The sequence below is a fragment of the Streptomyces noursei genome, from assembly GCF_001646665.1.
Taxonomy (GTDB): domain Bacteria; phylum Actinomycetota; class Actinomycetes; order Streptomycetales; family Streptomycetaceae; genus Streptomyces; species Streptomyces lavendulocolor.
Genome location: NZ_LWBU01000035.1, coordinates 1 through 25,362 on the forward strand (window position 1 = coordinate 1; position 25,362 = coordinate 25,362).

Below are 25,362 nucleotides of genomic sequence, written 5' to 3' on the forward strand. Positions count from 1 at the left end.
CGCCCTAGGTGTATTGACCCGCAGCGTTGTTGACACGGCTGATGGGTGGGTGTCCGTCGAGTGCGGTGTGGCAGCGGTGGTGGTTGTAGGTGTGGAGGAAGTCTGCCAGGGCCTCGGTCCGCTCGTGGTTCGAGGTGTAGGGCCGCAGGTAGGCCCACTCGTCCAGGAGCGTGCGGTTGAAGCGTTCGACCTTGCCGTTCGTCTGCGGACGGTAGGGGCGGATCTTCTTGTGGGCGATGCCAGCCGTAACCAGGCCCTGGGTGAAAATCTTGGACTTGTAGCAGGCGCCGTTGTCGGTCAGGACGCGTTGGACGGTGATGCCGTGCGCGCTGAAGAAGGCGTTTGCCCGTTGCCAGAAGGCAGCGGCGGTGTGTTGGCGTTCGTCGGGCAGGACCTCGCTGTAGGCCAGGCGGGAGTGGTCGTCGACGGCGGAGTGGATGTAGCTGTAGCCGATCATCGGCTTGCAGCTGCGGCGCTCGTGGGTGGTGGCCTGCCGGTTGTGGTCGCCGGCCGTGCGGCCGACGGTTCGCCAGCCGCCGCCGTCGGGGATGTTGCCGAGTTTCTTGATGTCGACGTGGACCAGGTCGCCGGGCTGGTCGTGTTCGTAGCGTCGGATCGGTTCGCCGGTGGGCCGGTCGAGCCAGGCCAGACGGTGCAGGCCGTGCCGGAGAAGGATGCGGTGCACGGTCGAGGCGGGCAGGCCCAGGATCGGGCCGATCCGTGCCGGGCCGAGTTTGCGGTCGGACCGCAGTCGGCAGACCCGGGCCTCGACCGCGGGGGGAGTCCGGTGCGGTGTCGTGCGGGGCCTGCTGGAACGGTCGTGCAGGCCCGCGTTGCCTTCGGTCCGCCAGCGACGGACCCATTTGTGGGCCGTGGGCCGGGATATCCCCATCTCCGCCGCCACATGCGCGACGGGACGGCCCGCCAGGACACGTTCGACCAGGATCCGCCTGCCGTGAACGGTCAGCCGGGCATTACGGTGGGACACGAAGACCTCCGTGCGGTGCAGTCCTAGACACCTCCACCACACCGGAGGTCTTCGCCATGATCAAGACCGCCAAGTGTCAACAACGCTCGTGATCAATACACCTAGCCGTCGATGATGCCCAGCTCGGTGTCGGGGCGGCACACCGAGCAAGCCTCCACCTGTTCGGCCAGGGCCCGCCGTGCCGTCTCCGCGGACGCCCCGGCGGCCCCCCGGCCGGCCAGCGCGCAGGTGCCGATGTGCACCCTGACCGGTGTGCGGGTGGCGTCCAGGCTCCGCTGGATGCGGTACGGCGGCGGGGCCGGAGGGGCTGTGCGCTGCTGGATCTCCCTCTGGCGGGCCTTCGCGGCGCGCTGCTGCCGGACGTGCATGATCTGCACGGTCAGGTACGCCTCGATGGCGGCCAGCCGCTCGTCGTCGGGCGGGTACGGGGACGGCAGTGGGTCGGACACGGTCCAGTCCTGTCGGACGTCGTCGGCGGAGTCACGGGGTCACGGGGTTACGGAGTCGAGGGGGCACCGGGCGGGGAAGCGCGGGTCAGGCGGCTTCGGTGATGCCATGCGGTGGTGTCGCCGACCGCCGTGTGACGTCCTTCAGCTCGGAGCGGGCCCGTACGCGTTCCTCCGCCTCGAACCGGTACCAGTAGCCGTGGGTGCTGATCAGCAGGGACAGCTCGACGCACTCCGTGCGGAGCCGGGCCACGGCCCGCTTCTCCTCCTCGGTCCAGCCGGGGCTGTCGGCCCGGCCGGCCGTGACGTGCCCCGTGTGCGGGTGCGTGGTGCCCGGCCGGCCGGGCAGCGGCTCGACGCTCCAGGGCAGCTTGCGGCACAGGGCGGCCAGCTCGGCCGTCGCCCGGTGCAGGCGGGTCTGCGCGGCGCGCAGGTCGTCGGGGAAGTCAGTTCCAGCCATGGCTGGAATCATACGCCTGTTCGATTCTCGGCGGGGAGGGCACCCGAGCACCGCCGAGCCTGGCGGCCACTCCGGCCGGCGAAGGGCCGGCGGTACAGCGAACGACGACGGGACGGCCGCCCGGGCGGCGAACGCCCGGGCGACCGTCCCGCACCGGCGTCAGGCGGAGACGATGTTCTCCGCCTGCGGGCCCTTGCGGCCCTCGGTGACGTCGAAGGTCACCTTCTGACCCTCCATCAGCTCGCGGTAACCCGCCCCGCTGATGTGGGAGTAGTGGGCGAAGACGTCCGGTCCGCCGCCGTCCTGGGCGATGAAACCGAAGCCCTTCTCACTGTTGAACCACTTGACCGTTCCCGTAGCCATACCAGGCCTCCTGTGACTGGACGGCCCGCACCGTGCGGGCCCGGAGAGTGCGGGCCCGACACGGGTTGTGACAGCACGAACGCCCGTGATCGCGATCACGGGCGCACACTTCGGAACCACGACTTCTCTGCCCCGACCGTACCCGAACAGTGGTCGCCCCGCTACGCAGCGCACACGCTCGCTCGTGTGTCGCCACCCGCCCCCGCATGCGAGGGCGGAGCCACGGGCGCACGCTGGGGTGAGGGGACTCCCCCGATCTCTCGCACCGAGGAGGTGGCTTCCTCATGACGGAGCCGAGCACTTCGAGGAACCCCGCTGCCGACCCGGCGGCGCGGGGCAGGACGACCATCGCGGACGGCGTGGTGGTCAAGATCGCCGGCATGGCGGCCGGAGAGGTGGACGGCGTCCACGCCCTGGGCGGCGGCCTGGCCCGTACCGTCGGAGCGGTGCGCGACCGCGTGCCCGGCGGGCGTTCGAGCGTCACGCGCGGCGTCAAGGTCGAGGTCGGCGAGCGCCAGAGCGCCATCGATCTGGAACTCGTCGTCGAGTACGGCCTCCCCATCGTTGACGTGGCCGGTGCCGTGCGCGAGAACGTCATCGCGGCGGTGGAACGCATGACCGGCCTGGAAGTCGTCGAGGTGAACATCGCCGTCAGCGACGTGCATCTGCCCGAGGACGACGACGAGGAGTCGGAGGGGCGCGTCCGCTAGACCTCCCGTCCGCCCCGCCTCCTTCGCCTCGCACCGGGAGGCGGGCGCAGGCCGGCGGACCGCCGCTCGCCGTCCGCGCGGGCACCGTGTCCCGCGCGCGGGCACCGTGTCCCCCACGCCCGCCGAGGCTCCGCCGCGACACCGGAGGAGCGCTACACCGGGTCGGCGTTGCCGCCGGTCATGCCGCGCTCCTGCTCGCTCTGGTCCGAGAGCCGGCGGGCCTTGTCCCGCAGCCTCTGCCGTTCCTTCGGGTCGGTGGCGCGTTCCGCCGCCTGCTCCAGCTCCTGCGCCTTCGCGCGCATCCGGCTGATCCTGCCGGGTTCGTCCGCGATGCTCATCGTGATCCTGCCTTCCGTCCGGTGAGGGGGCCGCTCGGGGCCGGGCCAGATCAGACAAACAGAGCAGCCGCGCATCCGCATCCCGGGCGGTCGCACATCGTCACCGGCGTGCGACGCCCTGCCGGGGGTAACGGGATGGGGACCGGACGGACCTGAGTTGGGGGCGTGTGATGGCGCGGACGGAACTGCGCGACAAGACGGTGCGGGACGACCGGCGGGGGGCGCCCCGGTGGGGGCGGGCGGCGGCGATGCTGCTGGCCTTCGCGGGCATGGTGGCCTTCGCCGTCGTACTGGCCCGGCTGACCCTGGAACCCTCGGCCGCCTCGGAGTCGCTGACGCACAGCAACCTGCGGCCGGGCGACTCCATCCGCGACTACCTCGGACAGCCCGCCTTCCGCGACACGGTGAAGCAGCTCGGCGGCAACATCCTGCTCGGTGTCCCGTTCGGTGTGCTGCTGCCCGTGCTGGTCCCCCGCGCCCGCGGGCTGCTGCGCGTGGCGGTGGTCACCGCGCTCGTGATGCTGCTCGTCGAACTGGTCCAGGGCGCCCTGATCACCGGGCGGGCCTTCGACATCGACGACGTCCTGCTCAACACCACGGGCGCGCTGCTGGGCTACCTGCTGATCGGCCGCCGGCTCGGCAGGGCCGTACACCCCCGGCGCCACCACTGGTGGCACCGCTTCACCGGGCGGCCGAAGCCGCCGCAGGCGGAGCGGTAGCACCCGGCGGAGGCGCTACCGCGGCGGGCGGGCGGTCCGGCCGCCCGCCCGTTTCTCAGAAGAACGCCCCGTCCCCTCCGAGGCTGACGGCCACGTGGTAGGCCCGCGCCGCGTTCATGCAGTTCAGACCGGCCAGGGGGGTGACGTAGGTGTCCTGGCAGACCCGCTCCATCTCGACCCTGAACCGGCTGTCGATCCAGTTCTTCGTCTCCCGGGTCGGACTGAGCCTCAGCGCGCCCCGCGCCCCGTAGTTCCGGTAGCCGAAGTCGTGCTGGACGCAGGCGGGCCGGAACACCTGGCTGTAGGGGGCGTACCCGACGGGGACGGAACAGCCGTCGGTCGTCCAGTCGAACGGCTGGACGCGCGGCGTGCGGGCGAACTCGCGGTAGGTGAGGTGCATAATGCGGTCCGCCTCCCGCCGCACGGCCGGGTCCGCGGCGGGAGCGGCACCCACCCCGGGAACGGATACGAGCACGGGGACGGGGACGGGCATGGGGAGCAGTACGGAGGTGGCCCCCAGCTCCGTGACGGGCACGGGGTCGATGTCGGCGGCGGCGGCACCGGCCGTGGCGACGACGCCGCTCAGGGCGGTGGTGGTGACGAACGCGAGTGCGGCGACAGCCGTCGGGAGCTTCCGGCGCATCGGGCCTCCAGGGAGTCGGTCGTGGGCGCGGGGATACGCCCAGGACTGCCAACGACCGGTTCCGGGGGAGGTTGCCGAGATTCGCCTGTACGGGGCACGCATCACCGGGGCGGGCGTGCCCCTCCGGCCCGTACGCGACGGGGGTTTGACGGCGGGTCAGATCCGCCAGCCGCGGATGCGGTCCGCCGCCTGGTAGACGGTGGTCTTCGCCGCCTGGATGTCGCGGACCAGCTCCACCAGCGCCCCGTAGGGGGCGTCGATGCCCTCGCCGGCGGCGTGCATGTAGGCGACGGCCACCTGGCAGGCGTACAGGGAGTTGCGGTGCGGCAGGGGCTGGAGGCGCACGAGGGTGTGGAGGAGGGCGGCCGCGCGCCAGGCGGGATCCGGCTCGGCCGTCGTGGGGCGCGGGATGCGGGTCTTGTGCCGGGCGACGGCCGCGACGAGGGCGGAGTAGTCCGCGACGGACACGTCTTCGGGCACGGCCTGCTCCTGCACGTCGAGGAGCCAGGGCACGTCGATGTAGAACACCATCAGGCGGCCGCGCCTCCCCGCCGCTCCTCGGCCCGCGGGATCTCGTCCGGGAAGGCCTCGTCGAACTCGGCGCGGTGGGCCTCGCCCCAGGACACGGCGTAGCGGACGAACTGGCGCCGCTGCCGCTCGCGGAGGGGGAGGTCGTGGACGTACTGCTTGAGCGATTTGCCTTCGGCGGCCGCCGCGGCGCGGACCTCCTCCAGCTCCTCGTCGGTGAAGGTGATGTTCAGGGACGGCATACCGGGATGGTACCTAGTAGGTACCAGGGCGGCCAGTGCTCCCGGCCGGCCTCGCCCCTCCCCCGCGCCCGGGCGGGGGTTTCGGCCCGGGCTCCGGGGCGGGCCGGGCTCCGTGCCGGGCCGGGCTCGCAGGCGCCGGGGCGGCGGCGAGCCCGGGGGCCGTGCGGGCCGCCCCGCGACGGGGCGGCCGGCGTCAGCGTACGTAGACGTTGATGACGGGCGAGACGACGCGCTTGCGGCTGTCGACGAGACGCAGCTTGTTGTGGCCCTTCATCCCGAGCATGACGCGCATGCTGTAGGTGGAGCGGGACGTGGTGTTCATGGAGGCGGGGAGCGTGGTCCAGCGCCCGAACTGCTTCTGCTGGAGGATGACCTTGCTGCCCGGCCGCAGGCTCTTGACGGTGCCGCGGATGCGGAACTGCTGCCAGGCCCGGACGGTCTTCACCGAGGCGTTGGCCGACGCGGTGGTGAGCGCGGCACCGGCCGCCGGCTTCTTCGGCGCGGAGGACGGGGACGAGACCGCCACGGCCGTCCCGACCGAGCCGGCGATCAGCGCGGCGGCGGAGATCGCGGCGCCCCAAGTACGTGCGAAGTGACCCATTGCTATGTCTCCCAAGCGTAGGGGGGTGGCTTCAGCGGGCTCACCATAAGCACGTAGGTCGATAACCGGATTATTCGACACGAACCAGATAATCCATCCAGCGTCACCCCCAGTGCTGCGAGTAGTGCGCACGCAGGTGGTCGCGGTCGGCCCGGTCGGAGAGGAGCCGGCCGACGGCCAGCAGCGCGAGCAGGCTCACGCCGATGATGCCGAGACCGGGCACGAGCTGGTGGGCCTGGACGATCGCGGTGACCGACCGCCGTCCGGTGCCGCCCGGCGGACCGGCGGCCTGGGCGGGCGGGACCGCACCGGCCGGGGACGGGGGCGCCGAAGGAGGCGCGGACGGAGCGGCGGCGGTGTTCCGGTCGGCCGCGATGCGCCCGTCGATGATCCGTACCCCGAGTGACGTGAGCGCGGACGTCACCGGCTGGAAGAACGTCATGCCTCCCTCCGTGCAGTCGCCGTTGCCCCCGGAGGTCACCCCCAGCGCCAGTCCCTCGGCGAGGAGCGGGCCGCCGCTGTCCCCCGGCTCGGCGCAGACGGTGGTGGCGATCAGCCCCGTGACCGTTCCTTCGCGGTAGTTCACCGTCGCGTCCAGCGCGGTCACCCGGCCCGAGCGCAGCCCCGTGGTGCTGCCGCTGCGGAAGACCTCCTGGCCGACGACCGGGTCGGCGGCGCCGATCACCGGCACGCTCCGGCCCTCGCCGATGTCGACGGCGTTGGTCCCGTCGAAGGCCCCGCGGTCGTCGTACCGGACCAGGGAGAAGTCCTTGCCCGGAAAGCTGCGGGCGACCGTCGTGCCGAGCTGCCCGCCGCCCTGGGTGCCGCGGAACCACGGCGTGCCGACCGGGCCGCAATGTCCGGCCGTCAGGAGGAAGTTGTCCCGCCCGTCGGTGACGTTGAAGCCCACCGAGCAGCGGCCGGTGCCGTTGAAGATGGGGACCGCGCCGTTGATCCTCGTGGTGAAGGCGCCGCCGGTGCGCCGCATGTGGACGAAGTCGCCCGCCCGCTGCGCGACTCCGGACATGCGCGACCAGTCGCCGGCCGACACCGTCCGGTCCGCGTACACCGTGACCTGATTGGTGGCGTAGTCCACGGTCCAGGCGGTGCCCGGCACCCTGGGGGCCCGCTCCAGGGTCTCGGTCGCCGAGCGGAGGTCCTCCATGCTGTGCCGTTTCACCTCGGCCCGCGCTCCCGCCCGGCGGACCTCGTCGGCCGTGGCGTCGTCGGTCACGGCGACGACCGGGCGGCCGTCCGCCCCGATCCAGCTCCCGGCGGTGCGCGACGTGCCCAGCCGGGCGACGAGTTGATGGGCCACGGCGTCGGGCGGGGCGGCGCCGGCGGCGGGACGGCCGCCCGGCGGCACCGGCTCGCCGGCCACCGCGTTCGTCACCATCAGCCCGCCGCAGAGCAGCCCCCCGACAGCCGCCAGCCTGATGGCCCGCCGGAGGGTGCGCCGCCCGTGCTTCATCCATGGCCCCCAATGCCGTACCGGTGCGAAACGAAAGGTCGCCCTCCCATACGTGCCGCCGCACCGTTCGGTTCACCGGTCACGTACCGCCGGGTGTCACCAGGCCCGTCTCGTACGCCACCACGACGGCCTGGGCACGGCTGTCGAGGTCCAGCTTGGTCATGGCACGGTTCAGGTGCGTCTTGACCGTGGCCTCGCTGATGAACAGCTCGCCCGCGATCTCCTGGTTGCTCAGGCCGCGCGCCGTCAGCCGCAGCACCTCCGTCTCCCTGCCGGTCAACAGAGCCAGGTCGGCGGGCGGTTGCGGGGCAGCGGTGCCCGCGCGGTGCGCGAACGCCTCGACCAGCCGCCGGGTGACGCTGGGGGCGAAGAGGGCGTCGCCGCCGCCCACCGCGGCGACCGCCGCCAGCAGCCGTTCCGGCCCCGAGTCCTTGAGCAGGAAGCCCGAAGCACCCGCGCGCAGCGCCCCGTACACGTACTCGTCCAGGTCGAAGGTGGTCAGCACCAGCACCTTGGGGGGCGGGTCCGGTGCCTCGGCGAGAATCCTCTCCGTGGCGGCGATCCCGCCCATGCCGGGCATCCGGATGTCCATCAGCACCACGTCGGGGCGGGCCTCCGGTACGAGCGCGACGGCCTCCTCGCCGTCGGCGGCCTCACCGACGACCTCGATGCCCGGCGCGGCCCGCAACAGCCCCACCAGACCGGCCCGGATGAGGAACTGGTCGTCGACGACGAGCACCCTGGTCATTGCGACGAGCCGTCCCCCTGCCGTGCGGTCCGCGTGGAGGTCGGCAGGGTCAGCCGGACGGCGAATCCCCCCTCGCTCCGCGGGCCGATGCTGATCGTCCCCCCGTACAGCTTGGCCCGCTCCCGCATCCCTATCAAGCCATGGCCGCCGCCCGTCGCCACTCTGTCCTGAATCACCCCCTGGCCGTCGTCCGTGACGGAGACCTCCACGTGGTGCGGCCGGTAGCGCACCTCCACCCGGGCGGTGGAACCGGGGGCGTGCTTCAGCACGTTCGTCAGCGCCTCCTGCACGACGCGGTACGCGCACAGGTCCACACCGGGCGGCAGCGGACGCGGTGCACCGTCCACCCGCAGCTCGACGGGGACTCCCCCGGCCCGTACGCGGTCGGCCGTCTCCTCCAGGCGGGCGAGGCCCGGCATGGGCGCGGCGGGGCCGCTGTCCCCGTCGGCGCGCAGCACCTGAAGGACGCGACGGAGTTCCTCCAGCGCCTCCGCGCTGGTGCCGGCGATGGTCCCGAGGGCCGTACGGGCCGTGCCGGGGTCGGAGTCGAAGACGAAGCGCGCGAGCCCCGCCTGGACGGAGATCACCGACATGTGGTGGGCGACCACGTCGTGCAGCTCCCGGGCGATCCGGCCGCGCTCCTCGGCGACCTCGCGGCGGGCCCGCTCCTCCTGCTCGGCGCGCAGCCTGCGGGCCAGCTCGGCGGAGCGGCGGGCCACATGGCCGAAACGGACCAGGACGAGGGAGAAGCCGAGGGCCTGGCCGACGACGGACGGCATGGCGGCGCGGTCGCTGACGAGGCCCGCGTACACCCAGACCGCGCTCATCAGGGCCGCGCACCAGGCCGCCGTGCGCAGCGGCCGGAGGGAGGCGACCGTGTAGACGGCGAGCATGGGGGCGAAGGAGTTCACCACGGGCCAGTAGCCGGCGGTGACGTACACGGTCCACATCGCCAGGACGAAGAGGCAGACGGCGACCGGAGCCCGGCCGCGCACCACGACCGGCAGGTTGACCAGTCCGACCAGCAGGTGGCCGGCGAGGTCGAGCGGCGGCCATCCCTGACCCGGGGCCTCCTGGCCGAGAGTGACGGCCACGCTGGTGAGCGCCGCCGTGATCAGGACATCGGCGGCGAGGGGGCGGATCCGCATCGCCGCAGCGTAACGCGGGTGCGGAAGGGGCCACGTCAACCAGCGGCGGTACCGCGGAAGTTGCAGGAACCGGCGGCCTGCCGCCCGGGGTGGGCGCCCGTGTCGACCGGTCGGTGGACGACGCGGCCGCGGGGGCCGCCGTAGGTTCGTGGACCGCCACCGCCGGTGCCGGCAGCGGGCGGGGGGGCGCCCGGCAGGCCGCGGACGGGGGCGACGGCGGTGATGCCCGGGAGCGCACCGGGGCCGGTCGCCGGCGGGGGCAGGGCGGTGCCCCGTCCTCCGGGGGAGGGGGCGGGGCACCGGCACGCGCCGGGACCCGCCGGCCCGGACGCGGCACACGGCACACGGCACACGGCACACGGCGGACACGGACGGGGCACAGGACCGGCACGGGTCCTTCCCGCATCCGTACGCATGGATCCGCCTGACCGGGTACCCGCACCACCGGCCGACGTGCGCGCCGCGGATTCCGCTCGCGCCGCAGACCGGGAAAGAGGAGACGCTGAAATGAGCAGGGTGAAGGAAGCCGTCGAGGTCGAGGTCCCCGTCCACACCGCGTACAACCAGTGGACGATGTTCGAGGAGTTCCCCCACTTCATGGAGGGCGTCGAGGAGGTCGTCCAGGTCGACGCCCGCCACAACCACTGGAAGACGAAGATCGCTGGAGTGCGGCGCGAGTTCGACACCGAGATCGTCGACCAGCTGCCCGACGAGCGGATCGCGTGGCGGACCACCAGCGGCGACACCCACCAGAAGGGCGTGGTCAGCTTCCAGCGCCTGGACGAGACGCACACGCGCGTGGAGCTGGTGATGGACATCGAGCCCAGCGGCGTCGCGGAGAAGGCCGCCGACCTGACCGGGACGATCGACCGGCGGGTGAAGGGTGACATGCGGCGGTTCAAGGAGTACATCGAGGGTCAGGGCGGCGAGTCCGGCGGCTGGCGCGGCCGCATCAGGCCGGGCGACCGCTGACGCACCGGCACGGGACGACACCCGTGCCTGCACCCCACGCCGGCGCCGGCCGGCCGGTACGGCGACATCCGCCGCACCGCGCCGCCCGGCGCCGGCGCCGTGTCGTCCGCCCTGCCCGCCCGACCCGGCGGATTCCGCCCGACGCAGAATGCCCGCGTCAGCAGGCCTTGCCCTGGGAGCGCAGCCACGCGCACTGCGTCTCGCCGGACGTCATGCCGCCGTCGTACGCGCGCGGGTCGCGGTGACCGGGGCCGACCGGCTCGTGCGGCTCGAAGACGCCGTCGCCGTCCACGTCGCCGCCATGCGGGTCGATGGTGCCGCCGGGGTTCCGGCAGGCCGGCCGGTCGGCCGGGTCGGTGGTGCACACGCCGGCGCCCGGGCCCCGGTCCACCGCCTGCCGCGCCGCCGCGACCTGCGTGGTGGCCTGGGTCTCCACCGCCCGCGCGAGCGAGGTTCCGGCCGGCTCCAGGGACACGGCCGCGGGCCGGGCGGCCGGCTTGTCCGCCGCGGGGGCCCCCTCCGAACCGCACGCGGACACCGTGAACAGGAGGCCGGCGGTGAGCAGGGCCGGACCCGCGAAGGCGGCGGCGCGGCGGCGGGTACGGGGGACGAGGACCGTGAGAACCATGGGAGCACCCGACAGACGATCGGCGTGATGAGTGATATGCACCATACGGGGGCTTACGAGAACCGGTCAATGCGCTCCGCAGGCGTTCAGCCCAGGTCGTACGCGAAGCGGTAGGCCACGGACGGCTCGCCGTGCCGGGCCGTGAAGGATCCGGTTCCGCGCAGGCCGGCCAGCGCTCCGGTGGCCGTACCGGGCACGACCTCGAAGACGCAGCTGACGCTCCCGTCCGCCTCGAACGTGCCGCGTTCCTCGACGACGAAGGCGCCCTCCCGTCCGTCCAGCCGGCCGGTCAGCAGCTCCATGCCCGTGTAGGTGCCGGTCTTGTCGGTGGCGTAGGCGATCGTGTAGACGCACGTGGTCGCGGCCGCCTCGATGCCACCGGTGAAGGTGTTGGTGACGGAGGCGTGGGCGAGTCTCGGAGTTCCCGACGACTCGGCCGGCCCCAGAGGGCGCTCCTGCCAGTCGGCGAATGTGAAGTGTCCGGTGGTCTGCGTGGCCATGGATGTGTCCTCTCGGTGGGTCCGCGCGGGCACGGGCGGCAGGGGGCACGGGCGCCCTGCGGCCGGCCCCCTTGGGCCGTGCCCGCGGTGTGCGACCAGCCTGTCCCCCGTACCTGACACCTTCTGTCAGGTACGGGGGCGACAATGCCCCCATGCGCGCCGACCGGCTTCTCTCCCTGCTCCTGCTCCTCCAGAACCGCGGGCGGATGACGGCGCCCCAGCTCGCCGAGGCGCTGGAGTGTTCCGTCCGCACGGTGTACCGGGACGTCGAGGCGCTCGGCGCGGCGGGCGTCCCGGTCCGTGCGGACCGCGGGCCCGACGGCGGGTACCGGCTGATGGACGGCTACCGCACACGGCTGACCGGGCTCACCGACGCCGAGGCGGGTTCGCTGTTCCTCGCCGGGGCGCCCGGCCCGGCGCGGGACCTCGGGCTCGGCGCGGTGCTGGCGACCGCCCAGCTCAAGGTGCAGGCCGCCCTCCCGCCCGGGACGGCCGAGCTGGCGCGGCGCGTGCGGGACCGGTTCCACCTCGACGCACCCGCCTGGTTCCGGGACGCCGACCCGGTCCCGCACCTGGAGACGATCGCACGGGCGGTGTGGGAGCAGCGGGTGCTGCGGACGCACTACCGGCGCTGGGGCGGCGAGGTGCGGCGGGAGCTGTGCCCGCTGGGCATCGTCCTCAAGGGCGGCATCTGGTACGCGGTGGCGCTGGCGGACGACACGGTACGGACCTATCGGGTGGCGCGGTTCCTGGCGGTGGAGCCGGTGCCCGGCACCTTCGATCGGCCGGCCGGCTTCGACCTGGCCGCCTACTGGGAGGACTCCTCGCGGCGCCTGGAGGCGGCGCTGCACCGGAGGACGGCCGGCCTGCGGATATCGCCCCGGGCTCAGCGCCTGCTGCCCATGTACTTCGGTGCGGCGGGCACGCGGGCCCTGGAGGGAGCGGGGCCGCCCGACGAGGACGGGTGGGTGCGGGTGGAGATGGCCGTGGAGACGGATGGGGTGGCGGTCGGGGACCTGCTCCGGCTCGGCACGGACGCCGAGGTGCTCGACCCCCCGGAACTGCGGCAGGCGGTGGCCGAGGCGGTCTCGGTGCTGGCGGGACGGTACGCGGTGCAGGAGCCCGGCGGTGCCGCGGCACGCCGGTAGGATCGGCGGATCATGGGCATGACGGGGGAGAACGTGTGGGTGACCGTCCCGGAGGGGCTCGTGACCCTGTCGGACCGGCGGACCGGGCGGAGCTGGCCGGTCGAGGTGGGCTCCTGCCTGCTCGCCGCGCACCCGGTCACCCAGGCGTGGTACGCGCACGTCACCGGTGACCGGCCCAGCAGCGCGCACGGTGACCGGCTGCCGGTCGAAAGCGTCTCGTGGTGGGACGCCGTCCGGTTCTGCAACTCCCTTTCCCTGCGGGAGGGGTTGACGCCCGCGTACCGCCTCCCCTGCGGTGACGGCGGTGGCGGCGACGGGGTCGGGGCCGGGTGGGACGCGTCGGCGAACGGGTACCGGCTGCCCACCGAGGCCGAGTGGGAGCACGCCTGCCGGGCCGGCACGACCGGCGCGCGCTACGGCGAGCTGGACGAAATCGCCTGGCACCGCGGCAACTCCGGGGAGCGGCTGCGCGAGGTGGGCGGCCGCCGGCCCAACTCCTGGGGCCTGTACGACATGCTGGGCGGCGTGTGGGAGTGGTGCTGGGACCTGTACGACCCCGAGGTGTACGGCACGTACCGGGTGCTGCGCGGCGGCGGGTGGTTCGACGAGCGCTGGAGCTGCCGGGCCTCGGTGCGGCGCCGCAGCCATCCGACGCTGCGGATCGACGACGTGGGGTTCCGCGTCGCGCGCTCCCTCTGAAGCGGGCGCTCGGGGCGGGGGCCGGGAGGCCGCGGGAGCGGGGCCGGGGCGGTCCGGTTCCGTCGGCGCGCGGCGGCGGCCGACGCCGCGGTCGGGCGCCCTGTCGTCGGTCGGCCCCCGTCGTCGGCCGGCCCCTGTCGTCGGCGGCCTCTGTCGTCGGGCGCCCGTGTCACCGGCCCGGGCCGTGCGGCCGGGCGGGCCGTGTCGTCGGCCGGTCCGGTTCGTTGCACATTCCGGCCGCGCATTCCGGCCGAATTCCTCCCTCACGCAACAGGAGCACCCCATGTCCCGCCACCCCCGCACCCGCCTGATCGCCGTCTGCGCCTCCATCGCCGGCGCCGGCGTCGGCGTCGCCACCGCCACGCCCGCGATGGCCGGCGAGCAGCCGCCCGCGTCCGTCGGCGCCCCGGTGGTGACCGACCTCAACAGCACGGGCCCGCTCAGCACCTCCCCCGACACGCAGGGCCACCAGGCCTCCCCGCTGCCGGTCGGCGGCGCCCTGCTCGGCGGTCTGCCCGCCGGCCTGCCCCTCGGCGGCTGAGGCCGCGACCGCGCGACCCGCACCGGAACGCGCCACTCCCCCACGCCCCCTGAACGGGTGGCTGCCACGTCCCGTAGTAGGGGACGAGCAGGTCACCCGTACGGAAAAGGGGGCGATGAGCCGTGCTGCGTCGCTGGGGGCGGAAGGCGTGGGTTCCGCACGGACTGGCGGGGAGCGTGCTGCCGGAGGGCCGGCCATCGGCCGGGCCGCCGCCGGGGCGGGTCCGCCGGTTCCGCGTCGACTACCCGCGCCGCGCCCGGCGGGGCGTCCTGCGGTGGATCCCGTCGTGGCGCCAGGTGTCCGCCCTCGCGCTGATCGGCCTCGCCGGGGTCGTCGCGCTGGTGGGCTACGTGTACTCCACCGTGCGGATCGCGGACGTGAACGCCGAAGCACGGGCCGAGGCCAATGTGTACTACTGGGCGGACGGCACCCAGATGGTGAGCGTCGGTCCGGTCAACCGGCAGAACGTCCCGCTGTCCGACATCCCGCCGTCCCTGCAGAACGCCGTGATCGCCACCGAGAACGCCACCTTCTACAGCGACCCTGGTTTCTCGGTGCGCGGACTGGCGAGGGCCGTGGTGAACATGGCACGCGGCCAGGAGGTGCAGAGCGGTTCCACCATCACGCAGCAGTACGTGAAGAACACCTACCTCACCCCGGAACAGACCCTCGACCGCAAGCTGCGCGAACTGTGCCTGTCGGTCAAGCTGTCGAGGTCGCTGTCGAAGCAGGAGATCCTCCAGGGGTACCTCAACACCAGCTGGTTCGGCCGCAACGCCTACGGGGTGCAGGCCGCGGCGGTGGCGTACTACGGCATGGACGCCAAGGACCTCGACCCCTCCCGCAGCGCGCTGCTGGCCGCCCTGCTCAAGGGCGGTGAGCTGTACGACCCGTCGCTGAGCCCGGCCCACCACCGCCGGGCCGTCGAGCGGTGGAAGTACGTACTGGACCGGCAGGTGGACCTCGGGTACATGACCGAGCGGGAGCGGGCGAAGTACACCGTCTTCCCCGAGCCCCGGCCCGAGTCGGTGTCCACCAGCATGTCCGGCCAGATCGGCTACCTCGTCGACGTGGCGAACAAGTACATCAAGAACCGCACCGGCCTGACGACCGAGCAACTGGGGCGCGGGGGCTACCGGATCCGCACCACCTTCGACAAGGGAGAGGTGGAGCGGCTGCGCAGGACGGTGGAGGAGGTGCGCCAGAGGTCGCTCGACCCGGCCCGGCGGATCGCCGACCGGGACGTGGAGATCGGCGCGGCGTCGATCCGGCCCGGCGACGGCGCGGTACTGGCGCTGTACGGGGGCCCCGACGCGACCAAGCACTTCACCAACAACGCCGACACGGCAGGTGTACCGGTGGGCTCGGCGTTCACCCCGTTCGTCCTGGCCGCGGCCCTGGAGCACGGTGCCGGCGCCGCCGCCGACGCGCCGGGCGCGCTGCGCCGCGCGCTGGTGCGGGGCGACAGCGGTGTCTACAACCGGCTGGGCGAGGCCGTCGGGCTGGAGAAGGTACGGGACCTCGCGGTGGGTTCGGGCCTGCTGCCGCTGAGCATGGCACCGCTGGAGCCGTCCTTCCCGGCCGGTACGTCGACGCCGAGCGCGATCCGGATGGCGGGGGCGTACGGCACGTTCGCCGCCGGCGGGCGGCAGACCGACCCGTACTCCGTGACCGCGGTCAGCCACTTCGGCACGCCGCTGGAGGGGATGGAGCGGCCGGCCGGCCGGCGGGCGCTGGACGAGAGGGTCGCCCGCGAGGTGTCGGAGGCGCTGCGGGACGTGGCGGTGGACGTCATGACGCCGGACGCCCTCCGCACGCTGCCGCCGGTCGCCGCCGGCCGGACCGGTGCCGGGGACCAGGTCCCCGCGTCCTGGTTCGTCGGCTACACCGGCCGGCTGTCCACCGCGGTCACCGTCTTCCGGAGCCGGCCCGGTACGGACGGGCTGCTGCCCATGAACGGTGTGGGCGGCAGCGAGTCGGACCGGGCCGACTTCCTGTCGCTGCGGGTGTGGTCGTCGTACATGACGGGCACTCCCGCCTCCCGCGAGGCCGAGTAGGTCACAGGGCGTCGGCGATGCGCCGGACCGCTTCCGTGAGCACCTCGGGCGAGGTGGCGAGGTTGAGGCGGGCGTGGCCGGCGCCGCCGGTGCCGAAGGGCGGGCCCGGGTGCAGGGCCACCCTGGCCCGTTCGACGAGCACCGCGGACGGATCGTCGCCCAGGCCGAGGGACCGGAAGTCCAGCCACGCCAGGTACGTGCCGTCGCCCGGCAGATGGCGCACGCCCGGCAGGTGCTTGGCCAGCAGCTCGCCCAGGAGGCGCCGGTTGTCGTCCAGGCCGTCCAGCACGGCGTCCAGCCAGGCGCCGCCGTCCCGGTAGGCGGCCGTATGGGCGATGACGCCCAGGTGGCTGGGCCCGTGGCCGACCTCGGGCGGCATCCGCTCCAGGTCACCGGCGGCGGCCGGTCCGGCGATCGCGAGCGCGGCCTTGAGCCCGGCCAGGTTCCAGGCCTTGGAGGCGGACATCAGGGAGAAGCCGCGCTCCCCGCCCGGCACGGTCAGGTACGGCACGAACCGCGCCGAGCGGGACACCACGGGGGCGTGGATCTCGTCGGCCACGACCCGTACGCCGTGGCGGTCGGCGAGGGCGGCCACGGCGGCCAGTTCGGCGGCGGTGTGCACGGTGCCGGTCGGGTTGTGCGGGCTGCACAGGAGGTACGCCGCGCGCCGGCCGTCCCGTACGGCCTGCCGGAACGCCTCCTCCAGCGCGGTCGGGTCGATGCGCGCCCGCCGGTCGAGCGGTGCTTCCACGACCCGGCGCTGCATGTGCTCGACGAAGAGATAGAAGGGGTTGTAGACGGGGCAGTTGACCACGACCGTGTCGCCGGGGTCCGTGATCAGCTTGAGCACCTCGACGATGCCGAGCATCACGTCGGGCACGAGCCGGGTGTGCTCCACGGCGATCGTGTCCCAGCCCCACCGGTCGCTCGCGAAGGAGGCGAGCGCCTCGGCGTAACCGGTCCCCGAGGGGTAGCCGGTGTCGCCGATGGCCACCGCGTCGGTGACCGCCCGTGCCACGGGTCCGGCGAGCGGCACGTCCATCTCGGCCACCCACAGGGGCAGCACGTCGGCGGGGTACTCGCGCCATTTGACGCTGGTGCGGCGGCGCAGCTGCTCCAGGGAGAGCCGCCGGAGCGGGTTCGGGTCGTCGGGCGAGCCGTGCGGTATCTGCTCCATGCCCGGCGATTCTAGGCGGCGGGCCGTGGATCCGCCGGGTGCCTTTTGCGCCGGGCGCCGGGGTGACGGGCGGGGTGGGCGGGTCCGGCGTGGTCGGGCCGCTCCGGTCGGGCGGGTCCGGCGGGGCGGGCCGCCCGACCGGAGCCGCGCGGCGGTTCACATGCCGCCCGGGCCCACCCCGCCCTTGAGCCGCTCGATGTCGGAGGGGCGCACCTGGATGACGACCAGGGCGACGAGCGCCGCGACGGCGGTGAAGACGGCCGCCACGACGAAGGCCGCGGAGACACCGGACGTGAGGACCTGGTCGGACCAGGGGGGTGGCAGTTCCCTGGTGCGCTGGAAGCGCAGCCGTTCCGCGGGGCCGGCCTGGGAGAGGAAGGAGGTGACCTGCTTCTCCGCCTCGTTGGCGCTCGCCGTCCCGAACACCGTGACCAGGATGGACAGCCCCAGCGAGCCGCCGACCTGCTGGGTGGCGTTGAGCAGGCCGGAGGCTGCTCCCGTCTCGTGCACGGGGACGTCGGACAGCGCCATCAGGGTGAGGGAGACGAACTCCATGCCCATGCCGAGGCCGAAGACGAGCATCGGGCCGAGGACGCTGCCGAGGTAGGTGGAGTGCACGTCGGTCAGGGTCAGCCAGGCGAGGCCGGCGGCAGCGAGCAGCCCGCCGGTCACCATGAAGGGTTTGGGGCCGTACTTGGGCAGCAGCTGGGATGCCAGGCCGGCGCCGACCGCGATGATCGCGCTGACCGGCAGGAAGGCCAGGCCCGCCTGGAGCGGGCTGAAGTCCAGGACGTTCTGGACGAAGAGGGTCAGGAAGAAGAACATGCCGAACATCGCCGCCGCGAGGCTGAGCATGATCGCGTACGTGCCCGAGCGGTTGCGGTCGGCGAACATGTGCAGCGGGGTGATCGGCTGCCGGGACCGCCGTTCCACGAAGACGAACAGGGCCAGGATCACCACGGCCAGGACGAAGGACACCACGGTCAGCGTGTCGCCCCAGCCCTCCTGCGCGGCCCGGATGAAGCCGTAGACCAGCAGCACCATGCCGAGGGTCGAGGTCAGCGCACCGGCGACGTCGAAGTTGCCGGGGTGACGCTCCGACTCCTTGATCCACTTCGGCGTGGCGAGGGCGATGAGCAGACCGATCGGTACGTTGACGAACAGCACCCAGCGCCAGTCGAGCCATTCGACGAGGACACCGCCCGCGAGAAGGCCGATGGCGCTGCCGCCGGCCGAGACCGCGGCGAACACGCCGAACGCCCGGTTGCGTTCGGGTCCTTCCTTGAACGTCGTGCTGATCAGGGCGAGGGAGGTCGGTGAGGCGATGGCTCCGCCGACGCCCTGGAGCGCACGGGCGGCGAGGAGTTGCCCGGAGTTCTGGGCGAGTCCGCCGAGCAGGGAGGCGAGGACGAACAGCAGCACGCCGAAGATGAAGACCCTGCGGCGGCCGAGGATGTCGCCCGCCCGGCCGCCGAGCAGCAGCAGGCCGCCGAAGGTGAGCGTGTAGGCGTTGACCACCCAGGAGAGGTTGGTGGTCGAGAAGTCCAGGGAGCTCTGGATCTGCGGCAGAGCGATGTTCACGATGGTGATGTCGAGGACCACCATCAACTGGCACGAGGCGATGACCAGGAGCGCCATCGCATTGCCACCACCCCGCCGGGGGCTGGTCGTCCCGGGAGCGGGGGTCTGCTGGGATCCGGTCATGGCGCGCATCCCTCGTCGGAGCGTCGGCTGACGGTCACGGAGCGTCAAGGACGCCTCCGTCCACTGTTCGACCGTAAGGCCGGGCGCCCGACCCGACCAGTCGATCACGTGTGCGGCGGTGGGGCGGTTCCCGGTCCTGATCCGGGCCTCCCGCCCGGCCTCCCGTCGCCACGCGCGGCTCCGGCGCACGTGCGAACCGCCGCCACCGGCCCGGTCACTCCGTCGGTGTGCCGATGCGGACGCGGTTGCCGTCGGGGTCGCGCAACTCGATCTCCCGCGCCCAGGGCTGCTCCGCCGGCCGCTCGCCGAACGCGGCCGCGAGGGCGTCCACATCACGTACACGCAGGTACACCAGGGTGCCCGGGCGGGCGTCGCCGTGGTGTTCGGACAGGAACAACCGCACACCGCCGCGTGCCACTTCGACGAACGCGGGAAGGCCGGGGGCGAAGCGGTGCTCCCACTGCGGTGTGAAGCCCAGCCGCTCGTACCAGGCGACCGCCACGGCCGCGTCCTGGACGCGCAGGATCGGGATGACCTCCTCGCCGACGGCACCGCCCGCGCCCGTGTCCGCCGTGTCCGTCCGCGTATCCGTATCCATGCGGCCATCGTCGCAGAGACCTCCCCGCCTGCCGATTCCACCGAGAGCGCAACACCGCTCGCCTCCGCCGGGGGACGCGCGGGAGCCGGCGCTCCTAGGCTGTGCGGGTGAGCAACCACGAACCCCCAGAGCCCCTTTGGCGGCACGTCGTCGGTGGCGTCCTGCGTCGTGAGCGACTCGCCCAGGAGCGCACGCTGAAGGACGTCGCCGACGCGGCCAAGATCTCCATGCCGTACCTCTCCGAGCTGGAGCGCGGCCGCAAGGAGGCGTCGTCGGAGGTCCTCGCGGCCGCAGCGCGTGCCCTGGGCCTGGGGCTGGCCGACCTGCTGGCCCGCGCCCAGGCCGATCTGGTCCGTCCGGCGCGGACACGGTCGGCCGCGGGGCGGGTCGCCGCGCCGGCCGGCGACGGCTCCGCCGTGAGCGCGACCGGCCTCCGGCGGGTGCGCACGGTCCGGGTCCCCGGCCCGGGCACGCGGCAGGCCCGGCTCGGTCTGGCGGCGTAGGCACGGGCGCGCGCGGGTGCCGCGCGGTCCGGCGGGGCGGGGGCGGGTGTGGGTGAGGCGCTGCCCCGGCGGCACCGGGCCCGGGTGCCGCGCCCTCCGGCGGCGCGGGGCGGGTGCGGGCCCGCACAGGCACGGGCCCGGCGCAGCCCCGGGGGCACGAGGCCCTGGGGCACGGGCCCGGCACCGTCGCGGCGGGCCAGGCGCCCGCCACGACCGGCCCTTCCGGTGTCCCTAGACTTCCTGACGTGGAGCTTCGGCATCTGGAACATTTCGTGGCCGTCGCCGAGGAGGGCAACGTCACCCGCGCCGCGGCCCGGCTGCACCTGGCGCAGTCGGGGCTGTCGGCGTCGCTGCGCGCCCTGGAGCGGGAGCTGGGGACGGAGCTGTTCGTCCGTACCGCCCGGGGTGTGCGGCCGACCGAGGCCGGGCGGGCACTCCTGCGGGAGGCCCGGCGCACGCTGGACAGCGCGGCGGCGGCGCGCGAGGCGGTCGCGGCGGTGCGGGGCGTGGTCGGCGGGACGCTCCGGGTGGGGACGGAGCAGTGCATGGGCGCGGCCGACCCGTTCGGCGCGCTCATGGAGTTCGGGGCGCGGCATCCCTCGGTGGACGTGCACGTCGAGCAGGCGGGGTCGGCCCTGCTGCTGGAGCGGTTGCGGCAGGGCCGTCTGGACGTGGCCTTCGTCGCCGGTCCGGGCGACACGGCGGGGCTGCGGGTACGGGAGCTGGCGCGGGAGCCCATGGTGCTGCTGTGCGCGCCGGGGCACCCGCTGGCGGACCGGGCGGAGCCGGTGGACCTCGCCGGGCTAACGGACGAGGTGTTCGTGGACCTGCACCCGCACTGGGGGTCGCGCCGGGTGGCGGACGCGGCGTTCGCGGCCGCGGGGGTGCGGCGCGGCATCGCCATGCAGCTGGACGACGTGCACAAGCTCCTCGAAGCCGTCGCCCGCGGGGGCGCCGTGGCGCTGGTGCCGCGCTCGGCGGCGGACAAGGAGCAGGCCCGCGGTCTGCGGAGCCTCGTTCCGGCCGCGGCCGCCGTGTGGGAGGTGTCCGTGGCGTGGCCGGCGCACGCGCGCCCCTCGGCGGCCGTGCGGGCGCTGCTGGCGTCGCTGCCCGAGGGGGGCGATCGGTCCGGGTGATGGCTGCCATCACCAGTCCGTGTTGGACAGTGCCGGGGCCCGGAACCGAGGCTGGAGCGGTGACTGTGACACGAACACATCCCGCCATGCCCGCCCGGCGCGTCGGACGCGTGGAGGTGGGCGCCATCGGTTTCGGCGCCATGCCGCTCTCCGTCCGGGGACGTCCCGACGAGCGGCAGGCGATCGCCACCCTGCACACGGCGCTGGACGCCGGCATGACCCTGATCGACACCGCGGACGCCTACCACCTGGACGCCGGCGACCCGGGCCACAACGAGACGCTCATCGCCTCGGCGCTGGCGGCGTACGGAGGGGACACGTCCGGCGTCCTGGTCGCCACCAAGGGCGGCCACACCCGGCCGGACGGGGCGTGGGCGCTGGACGGCTCGCCGGAGCACCTGCGCCGGGCCGCCGACGCGTCGCTGCGGCGGCTGGGGGTGGAGGCGATCGGGCTGTACCAGTACCACCGGCCGGACCCGGCCGTACCGTACGCGGAGTCCGTCGGCGCGCTCAAGGAGCTGTGCGACGCGGGCAAGGTGCGGGCGGTGGGCGTCTCGAACGCCGACCCGGAGCAGATCCTGCTGGCCCACGGCATCCTCGGCGAGCGGCTCGTCGCCGTGCAGAACCAGTTCTCCCCGTCGTTCCGCAGCAGCCTGCCCGAGCTGGAGCTGTGCGAGCGGCTGGGGCTGGCGTTCCTGCCGTGGAGCCCGCTCGGGGGCATGGGCGGGGCGGGCGAGCTGGGGTCGCGGCACCGCGCGTTCCACGAGGTGGCCGCCGAGCTGGAGGTGAGCCCCCAGCGGGTGTGCCTGGCGTGGATGCTGGCCCTGTCGCCCTGTGTCGTGCCGATTCCGGGTGCCCGGCGCCCCGGGAACGTACAGGACTGCGCCCGGGCCGCGCGGCTGACGCTGGCACCGGAGCAGCTGGCACGCCTGGACGCCTGACGGCGGCGTCCCGGCTCCCCGGCCGCCTCTCGGCGGCTTCTCGGCGGCGTCAGCGGCCGGTGAGGACGACCCAGACCTGGCCGGGTGCGAAGGTCAGGGGCTCTCCCCCGGGGGTGGTGAAGCTGGTCACGCCGTCCGCAGCGGGGCGGCTCCAGCGGGCCGCGTGGCTCCTGCCGTCCCGCAGGACGAGCGCGGTGCCGGACCCCACGGTCTCGGTGTACGGGGTGACGTTGCCGCCCCGGTCGCGGAACCGCGAGGGGCGGACCTCGACGTTCTGGACGACGACCGTCCGGGCCGTGGCACGGCCCCCGTCCGTGGTGCGGGTGGGCGTCCCGTCCATGGCGACCAGCCACCGCTCGCCGGTGGCCGACCAGGTGAAGGTGAACCGGGTGGCCGGGTAGCGCACGGTGTGCTGGTCGACCCGGTTGCCGCCCGGGGGCGCGGCGCCGAAGCGGAAGCCGATGTCCTTGGCCTTCCCGGCCTCCGGAGCGGCGGCCAGGGCGCGTTCGGGCCGGACGTACAGGTTGTGCGGAGCCGGGCGGTCCTGGCTGCGGAAGTAGGCGCCTGGGGCGTCGCCCGGGGTGAGCGGGATGAGCGGGGCGGCGTCGACCAGGGGCCGGAGCGCGGACTGCTCGCCGGAGTAGGCGAGGGCGGGCCGGCCGAACTGGCGCAGCAGCTCCAGGTCCGATTCGCGGGCGCTGCGGACCGGCCCCACCGTGGCGGGCAGCCGTGAGGAGTAGACCGCGAGGAGCCGGGTCTGGCCGGCCTCGACCTGTTCGACGTAGACGATGTCCGCCGCTCCCAGGCCGGTGTGGGGCCGGGCGGGGCGGACGTTGTCGATCTTGACGGCGAGCACCGGGGCGGATTCGGCCGGGAGTCCGGTGAAGGGCGAGACCCCTTTGCCGGGCGGGTTCGGCGGGACGGAGCCGCCGGGCGGTGGCTGGGGCGCCGGGCCGCTGCCGGAACATGCGTAAAGACCGGCGGTCATCACCGCGGACACCATGGCGGCGACGGCTGCGCCGGCCCGACCCGACCTGCGTTTCGCATTCATCGGCCCCGCTCCTGCCTGCCTCAAGTGGACCACGGAAAGCGGGGCCGCGACAGCCGGCGGGCGGGTTCTCCTCAGGGCGTCGCCCGGACGCTCCACAGGTGGTAGGTGACCATGCCCGCGAGGCACAGCAGGACGATCCAGGAGGCGGTGCCGGTGTGCCGGGTCCTGCGGCCGGGCCGGCGGGGCTTGCGGCCCCGGGCCTTCGGCCGCGAACCGCCGCCCTTCCGCCCGGTCGCGGCGGAGCCGGCGGTGCCGGGCGCGGCGTCGGCGGCGGTCTCGGCGAGCAGCCGCCGGCACGCCGCGGCGAGTTCCGCCGTGCCCGCGGTGAGCGGCATGACCGCCTCGGAGCGGGCCGGGGCGGTCGTCCCGCCGTCCAGGATGCGCCCGGCGCGCAGCAGAATCTCGTCCCGGCCTCCGGCGGGAGCGAGGCTGATCCAGCGCTCGACGTGCTCGCCGCGGATGACCACGCCGCCGGACCGCTCGCGGTAGACGGTGTGCTGCCGCCACAACACGGCCGCCAACTCGCCCGCAGCCTCCCGCAGTTGCGCACTCATGCGCCGCCCCCCTCCGTACGCCGGTGATCGGCACCGCACTCTAGCGTCAGGTACACACCAAGCCGACGGCGGGTGCGGGTGCCGGGCGCTGACGCCGGTGCACGGCACCCGGCTGTCGCACACTGGCGTCATGACAGGCACCGACCACCACCCCGAGAGTCCGAGCGGTCTGCTGCACGCCGTGTACGGAGCCTTCATGGCGGCCGTCCGGGAGATCGACGACGAGGCGTCATGGGCACCGACCGGATGCACGGGCTGGGCCGCGCGCGACCTCGTGTTCCACTGCCTGACCGACGCGCAGCGTGCCCTGAACGCGCTGCACACCCCGACGGACGCCGCGCCCGACCGGGACGCCGTCGGCTACTGGGCCGACTGGCGGCAGCAGGACGCCGAGGGCAGGCTCCGCGCGGCGCACGGGCGCCGGTTCGCCCGGACGGTCGCCGGGATGTTCCTGCACTTCGGGCAATTGCGGGAGCTGTACCTGGAGACGGCGGCGGCCGCACTGCACGCCGTCGACCACACCGACCCGGCCCGGCGCGTGGTCACCCAGGGCCATGTCCTGACCGCCGGGGACCTGGTGCGCACGCTCGCGGTGGAGGCGACGATCCACCACCTGGACCTGGACGTCCGTGCCTCCGGCCTGCCGGGCCCCTCCCCCGAGGGGCTCGCCGAGGTCCGCCGCACGCTGGACGGCCTCCTGGGCCGCCCCGTCCCGGTGCCGTGGGACGACGTGCACTACGTCCGGGCGGTCACCGGCCGGGCCGCGCTCACCCCCGCCGAACGCGCCGCCCTCGGCCCGGACGCCGACCGCCTGCCCCTCATCGGGTGAGGGCGGCCGTCACACGTCGTGCCCCTGCGCGGCGAGCCAGCGGTGGACGGCCGCCTTGTCGGCGACGCTGATGCGGACGGGCCCGTCGGGCGCGGGCCCCTCGTCCTCGTTGAACCCGGTGTCGGTGACCCGCGCCGTCACCCAGTCGGCCAGCTCCCGGGCCGCCTCTCCGGACAACGCGCCCCGCCGCCATCCTTCCCGTACATCCTCGGCAGTCCGCGCGTCATGACGCGCCGCTTCCTCCAGCCATACCGGTACGAGCCGTTCGACGACCTGTTCGTCCGCTGCGGAATCGTTCATGCCCTCATGTGTGACCGCTCGGCCCCGCCGTCATTCCCCCGGTCCCGCAGGTACCCCCGCCGCCACTCGGCGGCGCACGCCCTCGTTGCGGCGAAAGGGTGAACTCCGTCCGCCCCGGGGACGGGGCCGTTACGCGCCGGGGGGTCGTCTGTTACGCAACAGGAACCCGGGATCCGGGTGTCACGACGATGAAGGACGAAAATGATCAAGAAGGTTCTGGCCACGGCCGGTGTCGCCGCCGCCGTTCTCGGTGCGTCCGCGCCGGTGGCCGCCGCCGTGGGTGACCGCGGAATCGACACGCAGAACGGCAACTTCGCCACCCAGTCGTACGGCAACACCACCACCGGGGGCCAGATGAGCCCGCAGGTCGGGCTCGTCCAGGGGTCGCTGAACAAGCTGTGCGTCGGCCTGCCGGTCCAGGGTGACGTCCAGAACATCCTGCTCATCAACATCGGTGTCCAGGACCTGGTGAACGACACCCAGAACCAGCAGTGCGCCGAGAACTCGACGGCCGTCAAGGGTGACAGCGCCCTGTCGCACATCCTGGAGGACGTCATCTCCGAGAACCTCTCGGCCGCCGTCCAGGACTGACGCGGGTCCGCCGGCCCGTACGTCGCCA

At 73.9% G+C, this 25,362-nt stretch carries 32 protein-coding genes; 12 read left to right on the forward strand and 20 right to left on the reverse strand.

Annotation, left to right across the window (positions count from 1 at the left end; translation table 11 throughout):
- Positions 1-4: 4 nt before the first annotated feature.
- From A4V12_RS03265 to A4V12_RS03280, 4 genes are all read right to left on the reverse strand, one after another.
- Complete coding sequence (locus tag A4V12_RS03265) at positions 5-988, reverse strand: IS481 family transposase (protein WP_064067658.1); 984 nt, start codon at positions 986-988, stop codon at positions 5-7.
- A 101-nt stretch (positions 989-1,089) separates the two neighbouring features.
- Positions 1,090-1,437, reverse strand: coding sequence for a DUF6233 domain-containing protein (locus A4V12_RS03270; protein ID WP_079136772.1), 348 nt, complete (start codon positions 1,435-1,437; stop codon positions 1,090-1,092).
- Positions 1,438-1,522: 85 nt separating this feature from the next.
- Positions 1,523-1,894, reverse strand: coding sequence for a hypothetical protein (locus tag A4V12_RS03275; RefSeq protein ID WP_064067659.1), 372 nt, complete (start codon positions 1,892-1,894; stop codon positions 1,523-1,525).
- 159 nt (positions 1,895-2,053) lie between these two features.
- Positions 2,054-2,257 carry a cold-shock protein gene (locus A4V12_RS03280; RefSeq protein WP_064067660.1) on the reverse strand — a complete coding sequence of 68 codons (204 nt, stop codon included), beginning with the start codon at positions 2,255-2,257 and terminating at the stop codon, positions 2,054-2,056.
- Positions 2,258-2,541: 284 nt separating this feature from the next.
- On the opposite strand from A4V12_RS03280, the gene A4V12_RS03285 reads away from it, so the two are divergent.
- Positions 2,542-2,967 carry an Asp23/Gls24 family envelope stress response protein gene (locus A4V12_RS03285; protein ID WP_064067661.1) on the forward strand — a complete coding sequence of 142 codons (426 nt, stop codon included), beginning with the start codon at positions 2,542-2,544 and terminating at the stop codon, positions 2,965-2,967.
- A gap of 152 nt (positions 2,968-3,119) precedes the next feature.
- Here the strand turns inward: A4V12_RS03285 and A4V12_RS03290 are convergent, their stop codons facing one another.
- Complete coding sequence (locus A4V12_RS03290; RefSeq protein WP_064067662.1) at positions 3,120-3,305, reverse strand: DUF6381 family protein; 186 nt, start codon at positions 3,303-3,305, stop codon at positions 3,120-3,122.
- Between the two features lie 170 nt (positions 3,306-3,475).
- On the opposite strand from A4V12_RS03290, the gene A4V12_RS03295 reads away from it, so the two are divergent.
- The gene (locus tag A4V12_RS03295; RefSeq protein WP_234372056.1) at positions 3,476-4,024 is read left to right on the forward strand and encodes a VanZ family protein; all 549 of its coding nucleotides are present in this window, start codon (positions 3,476-3,478) and stop codon (positions 4,022-4,024) included.
- Positions 4,025-4,079: 55 nt separating this feature from the next.
- Here the strand turns inward: A4V12_RS03295 and A4V12_RS03300 are convergent, their stop codons facing one another.
- The 7 genes from A4V12_RS03300 to A4V12_RS03330 form a co-directional block, all read right to left on the reverse strand.
- The gene (locus A4V12_RS03300; protein ID WP_064067663.1) at positions 4,080-4,667 is read right to left on the reverse strand and encodes a phospholipase A2; all 588 of its coding nucleotides are present in this window, start codon (positions 4,665-4,667) and stop codon (positions 4,080-4,082) included.
- 156 nt (positions 4,668-4,823) lie between these two features.
- On the reverse strand, positions 4,824-5,198 hold the full coding sequence (locus A4V12_RS03305; RefSeq protein WP_064067664.1) for a hypothetical protein: 375 nt from the start codon (positions 5,196-5,198) through the stop codon (positions 4,824-4,826).
- The gene (locus A4V12_RS03310; RefSeq protein ID WP_064067665.1) at positions 5,198-5,437 is read right to left on the reverse strand and encodes a hypothetical protein; all 240 of its coding nucleotides are present in this window, start codon (positions 5,435-5,437) and stop codon (positions 5,198-5,200) included. The genes A4V12_RS03305 and A4V12_RS03310 overlap by 1 nt, the downstream gene beginning before the upstream one ends.
- A gap of 193 nt (positions 5,438-5,630) precedes the next feature.
- Complete coding sequence (locus A4V12_RS03315; protein WP_064067666.1) at positions 5,631-6,038, reverse strand: hypothetical protein; 408 nt, start codon at positions 6,036-6,038, stop codon at positions 5,631-5,633.
- 103 nt (positions 6,039-6,141) lie between these two features.
- Entirely contained in the window at positions 6,142-7,509 is a 1,368-nt protein-coding gene (locus A4V12_RS03320; RefSeq protein ID WP_064067667.1) for a S1 family peptidase, read from the reverse strand.
- A 79-nt stretch (positions 7,510-7,588) separates the two neighbouring features.
- Positions 7,589-8,257: a response regulator transcription factor gene (locus A4V12_RS03325; protein WP_064067668.1), complete on the reverse strand. Its 669-nt coding sequence runs from the start codon at positions 8,255-8,257 to the stop codon at positions 7,589-7,591.
- Positions 8,254-9,405, reverse strand: a complete 1,152-nt coding sequence (locus A4V12_RS03330; protein ID WP_064067669.1) for a sensor histidine kinase — start codon at positions 9,403-9,405, stop codon at positions 8,254-8,256. The genes A4V12_RS03325 and A4V12_RS03330 overlap by 4 nt, the downstream gene beginning before the upstream one ends.
- Positions 9,406-9,912: 507 nt before the next feature.
- Here A4V12_RS03330 and A4V12_RS03335 point away from each other — a divergent pair.
- The gene (locus A4V12_RS03335) at positions 9,913-10,377 is read left to right on the forward strand and encodes an SRPBCC family protein (protein ID WP_064067670.1); all 465 of its coding nucleotides are present in this window, start codon (positions 9,913-9,915) and stop codon (positions 10,375-10,377) included.
- Positions 10,378-10,534: 157 nt separating this feature from the next.
- On the opposite strand, the gene A4V12_RS03340 is transcribed toward A4V12_RS03335, so the two are convergent.
- Both A4V12_RS03340 and A4V12_RS03345 read right to left on the reverse strand, forming a co-directional pair.
- Positions 10,535-11,005 carry a hypothetical protein gene (locus A4V12_RS03340; RefSeq protein ID WP_064067671.1) on the reverse strand — a complete coding sequence of 157 codons (471 nt, stop codon included), beginning with the start codon at positions 11,003-11,005 and terminating at the stop codon, positions 10,535-10,537.
- A gap of 86 nt (positions 11,006-11,091) precedes the next feature.
- A complete protein-coding gene (locus A4V12_RS03345; protein ID WP_064067672.1) occupies positions 11,092-11,505 on the reverse strand; it encodes a DUF3224 domain-containing protein in 414 nt (137 codons plus the stop codon).
- 152 nt (positions 11,506-11,657) lie between these two features.
- Between A4V12_RS03345 and A4V12_RS03350 the strand changes: the two genes are divergently transcribed.
- The 4 genes from A4V12_RS03350 to A4V12_RS03365 all read left to right on the forward strand — a co-directional run bounded on the left by A4V12_RS03350 (position 11,658) and on the right by A4V12_RS03365 (position 15,950).
- Entirely contained in the window at positions 11,658-12,653 is a 996-nt protein-coding gene (locus A4V12_RS03350) for a helix-turn-helix transcriptional regulator (RefSeq protein WP_064067673.1), read from the forward strand.
- Positions 12,654-12,665: 12 nt separating this feature from the next.
- Complete coding sequence (locus A4V12_RS03355) at positions 12,666-13,352, forward strand: formylglycine-generating enzyme family protein (protein WP_064067674.1); 687 nt, start codon at positions 12,666-12,668, stop codon at positions 13,350-13,352.
- Between the two features lie 283 nt (positions 13,353-13,635).
- Entirely contained in the window at positions 13,636-13,893 is a 258-nt protein-coding gene (locus A4V12_RS03360; protein WP_064067675.1) for a hypothetical protein, read from the forward strand.
- A 122-nt stretch (positions 13,894-14,015) separates the two neighbouring features.
- Positions 14,016-15,950, forward strand: a complete 1,935-nt coding sequence (locus tag A4V12_RS03365) for a transglycosylase domain-containing protein (protein ID WP_234372057.1) — start codon at positions 14,016-14,018, stop codon at positions 15,948-15,950.
- Between the two features lies 1 nt (position 15,951).
- Here the strand turns inward: A4V12_RS03365 and A4V12_RS03370 are convergent, their stop codons facing one another.
- The 3 genes from A4V12_RS03370 to A4V12_RS03380 all read right to left on the reverse strand — a co-directional run bounded on the left by A4V12_RS03370 (position 15,952) and on the right by A4V12_RS03380 (position 19,429).
- Complete coding sequence (locus tag A4V12_RS03370) at positions 15,952-17,127, reverse strand: MalY/PatB family protein (RefSeq protein WP_064067676.1); 1,176 nt, start codon at positions 17,125-17,127, stop codon at positions 15,952-15,954.
- 156 nt (positions 17,128-17,283) lie between these two features.
- A complete protein-coding gene (locus A4V12_RS03375; RefSeq protein WP_064067677.1) occupies positions 17,284-18,765 on the reverse strand; it encodes an MFS transporter in 1,482 nt (493 codons plus the stop codon).
- A gap of 280 nt (positions 18,766-19,045) precedes the next feature.
- Positions 19,046-19,429 carry a bleomycin resistance protein gene (locus A4V12_RS03380; RefSeq protein WP_064067678.1) on the reverse strand — a complete coding sequence of 128 codons (384 nt, stop codon included), beginning with the start codon at positions 19,427-19,429 and terminating at the stop codon, positions 19,046-19,048.
- A 101-nt stretch (positions 19,430-19,530) separates the two neighbouring features.
- Between A4V12_RS03380 and A4V12_RS03385 the strand changes: the two genes are divergently transcribed.
- The 3 genes from A4V12_RS03385 to A4V12_RS03395 all read left to right on the forward strand — a co-directional run bounded on the left by A4V12_RS03385 (position 19,531) and on the right by A4V12_RS03395 (position 22,009).
- Entirely contained in the window at positions 19,531-19,932 is a 402-nt protein-coding gene (locus A4V12_RS03385) for a helix-turn-helix domain-containing protein (protein WP_079136775.1), read from the forward strand.
- A 245-nt stretch (positions 19,933-20,177) separates the two neighbouring features.
- Complete coding sequence (locus A4V12_RS03390; protein ID WP_079136776.1) at positions 20,178-21,068, forward strand: LysR family transcriptional regulator; 891 nt, start codon at positions 20,178-20,180, stop codon at positions 21,066-21,068.
- Between the two features lie 86 nt (positions 21,069-21,154).
- Entirely contained in the window at positions 21,155-22,009 is an 855-nt protein-coding gene (locus A4V12_RS03395) for an aldo/keto reductase (RefSeq protein ID WP_064067680.1), read from the forward strand.
- A 49-nt stretch (positions 22,010-22,058) separates the two neighbouring features.
- On the opposite strand, the gene A4V12_RS03400 is transcribed toward A4V12_RS03395, so the two are convergent.
- Together A4V12_RS03400 and A4V12_RS03405 are read right to left on the reverse strand one after the other, a co-directional pair.
- Positions 22,059-22,997 carry a DUF3048 domain-containing protein gene (locus A4V12_RS03400; RefSeq protein WP_234372058.1) on the reverse strand — a complete coding sequence of 313 codons (939 nt, stop codon included), beginning with the start codon at positions 22,995-22,997 and terminating at the stop codon, positions 22,059-22,061.
- A gap of 134 nt (positions 22,998-23,131) precedes the next feature.
- Positions 23,132-23,614 carry a hypothetical protein gene (locus A4V12_RS03405; RefSeq protein WP_064067682.1) on the reverse strand — a complete coding sequence of 161 codons (483 nt, stop codon included), beginning with the start codon at positions 23,612-23,614 and terminating at the stop codon, positions 23,132-23,134.
- Between the two features lie 130 nt (positions 23,615-23,744).
- Between A4V12_RS03405 and A4V12_RS03410 the strand changes: the two genes are divergently transcribed.
- Positions 23,745-24,443 carry a maleylpyruvate isomerase N-terminal domain-containing protein gene (locus A4V12_RS03410; protein ID WP_064067683.1) on the forward strand — a complete coding sequence of 233 codons (699 nt, stop codon included), beginning with the start codon at positions 23,745-23,747 and terminating at the stop codon, positions 24,441-24,443.
- Between the two features lie 9 nt (positions 24,444-24,452).
- Here the strand turns inward: A4V12_RS03410 and A4V12_RS03415 are convergent, their stop codons facing one another.
- Entirely contained in the window at positions 24,453-24,743 is a 291-nt protein-coding gene (locus A4V12_RS03415; RefSeq protein WP_064067684.1) for a hypothetical protein, read from the reverse strand.
- Positions 24,744-24,944: 201 nt separating this feature from the next.
- Between A4V12_RS03415 and A4V12_RS03420 the strand changes: the two genes are divergently transcribed.
- Complete coding sequence (locus tag A4V12_RS03420; RefSeq protein ID WP_064067685.1) at positions 24,945-25,334, forward strand: rodlin; 390 nt, start codon at positions 24,945-24,947, stop codon at positions 25,332-25,334.
- Positions 25,335-25,362 lie beyond the last annotated feature (28 nt).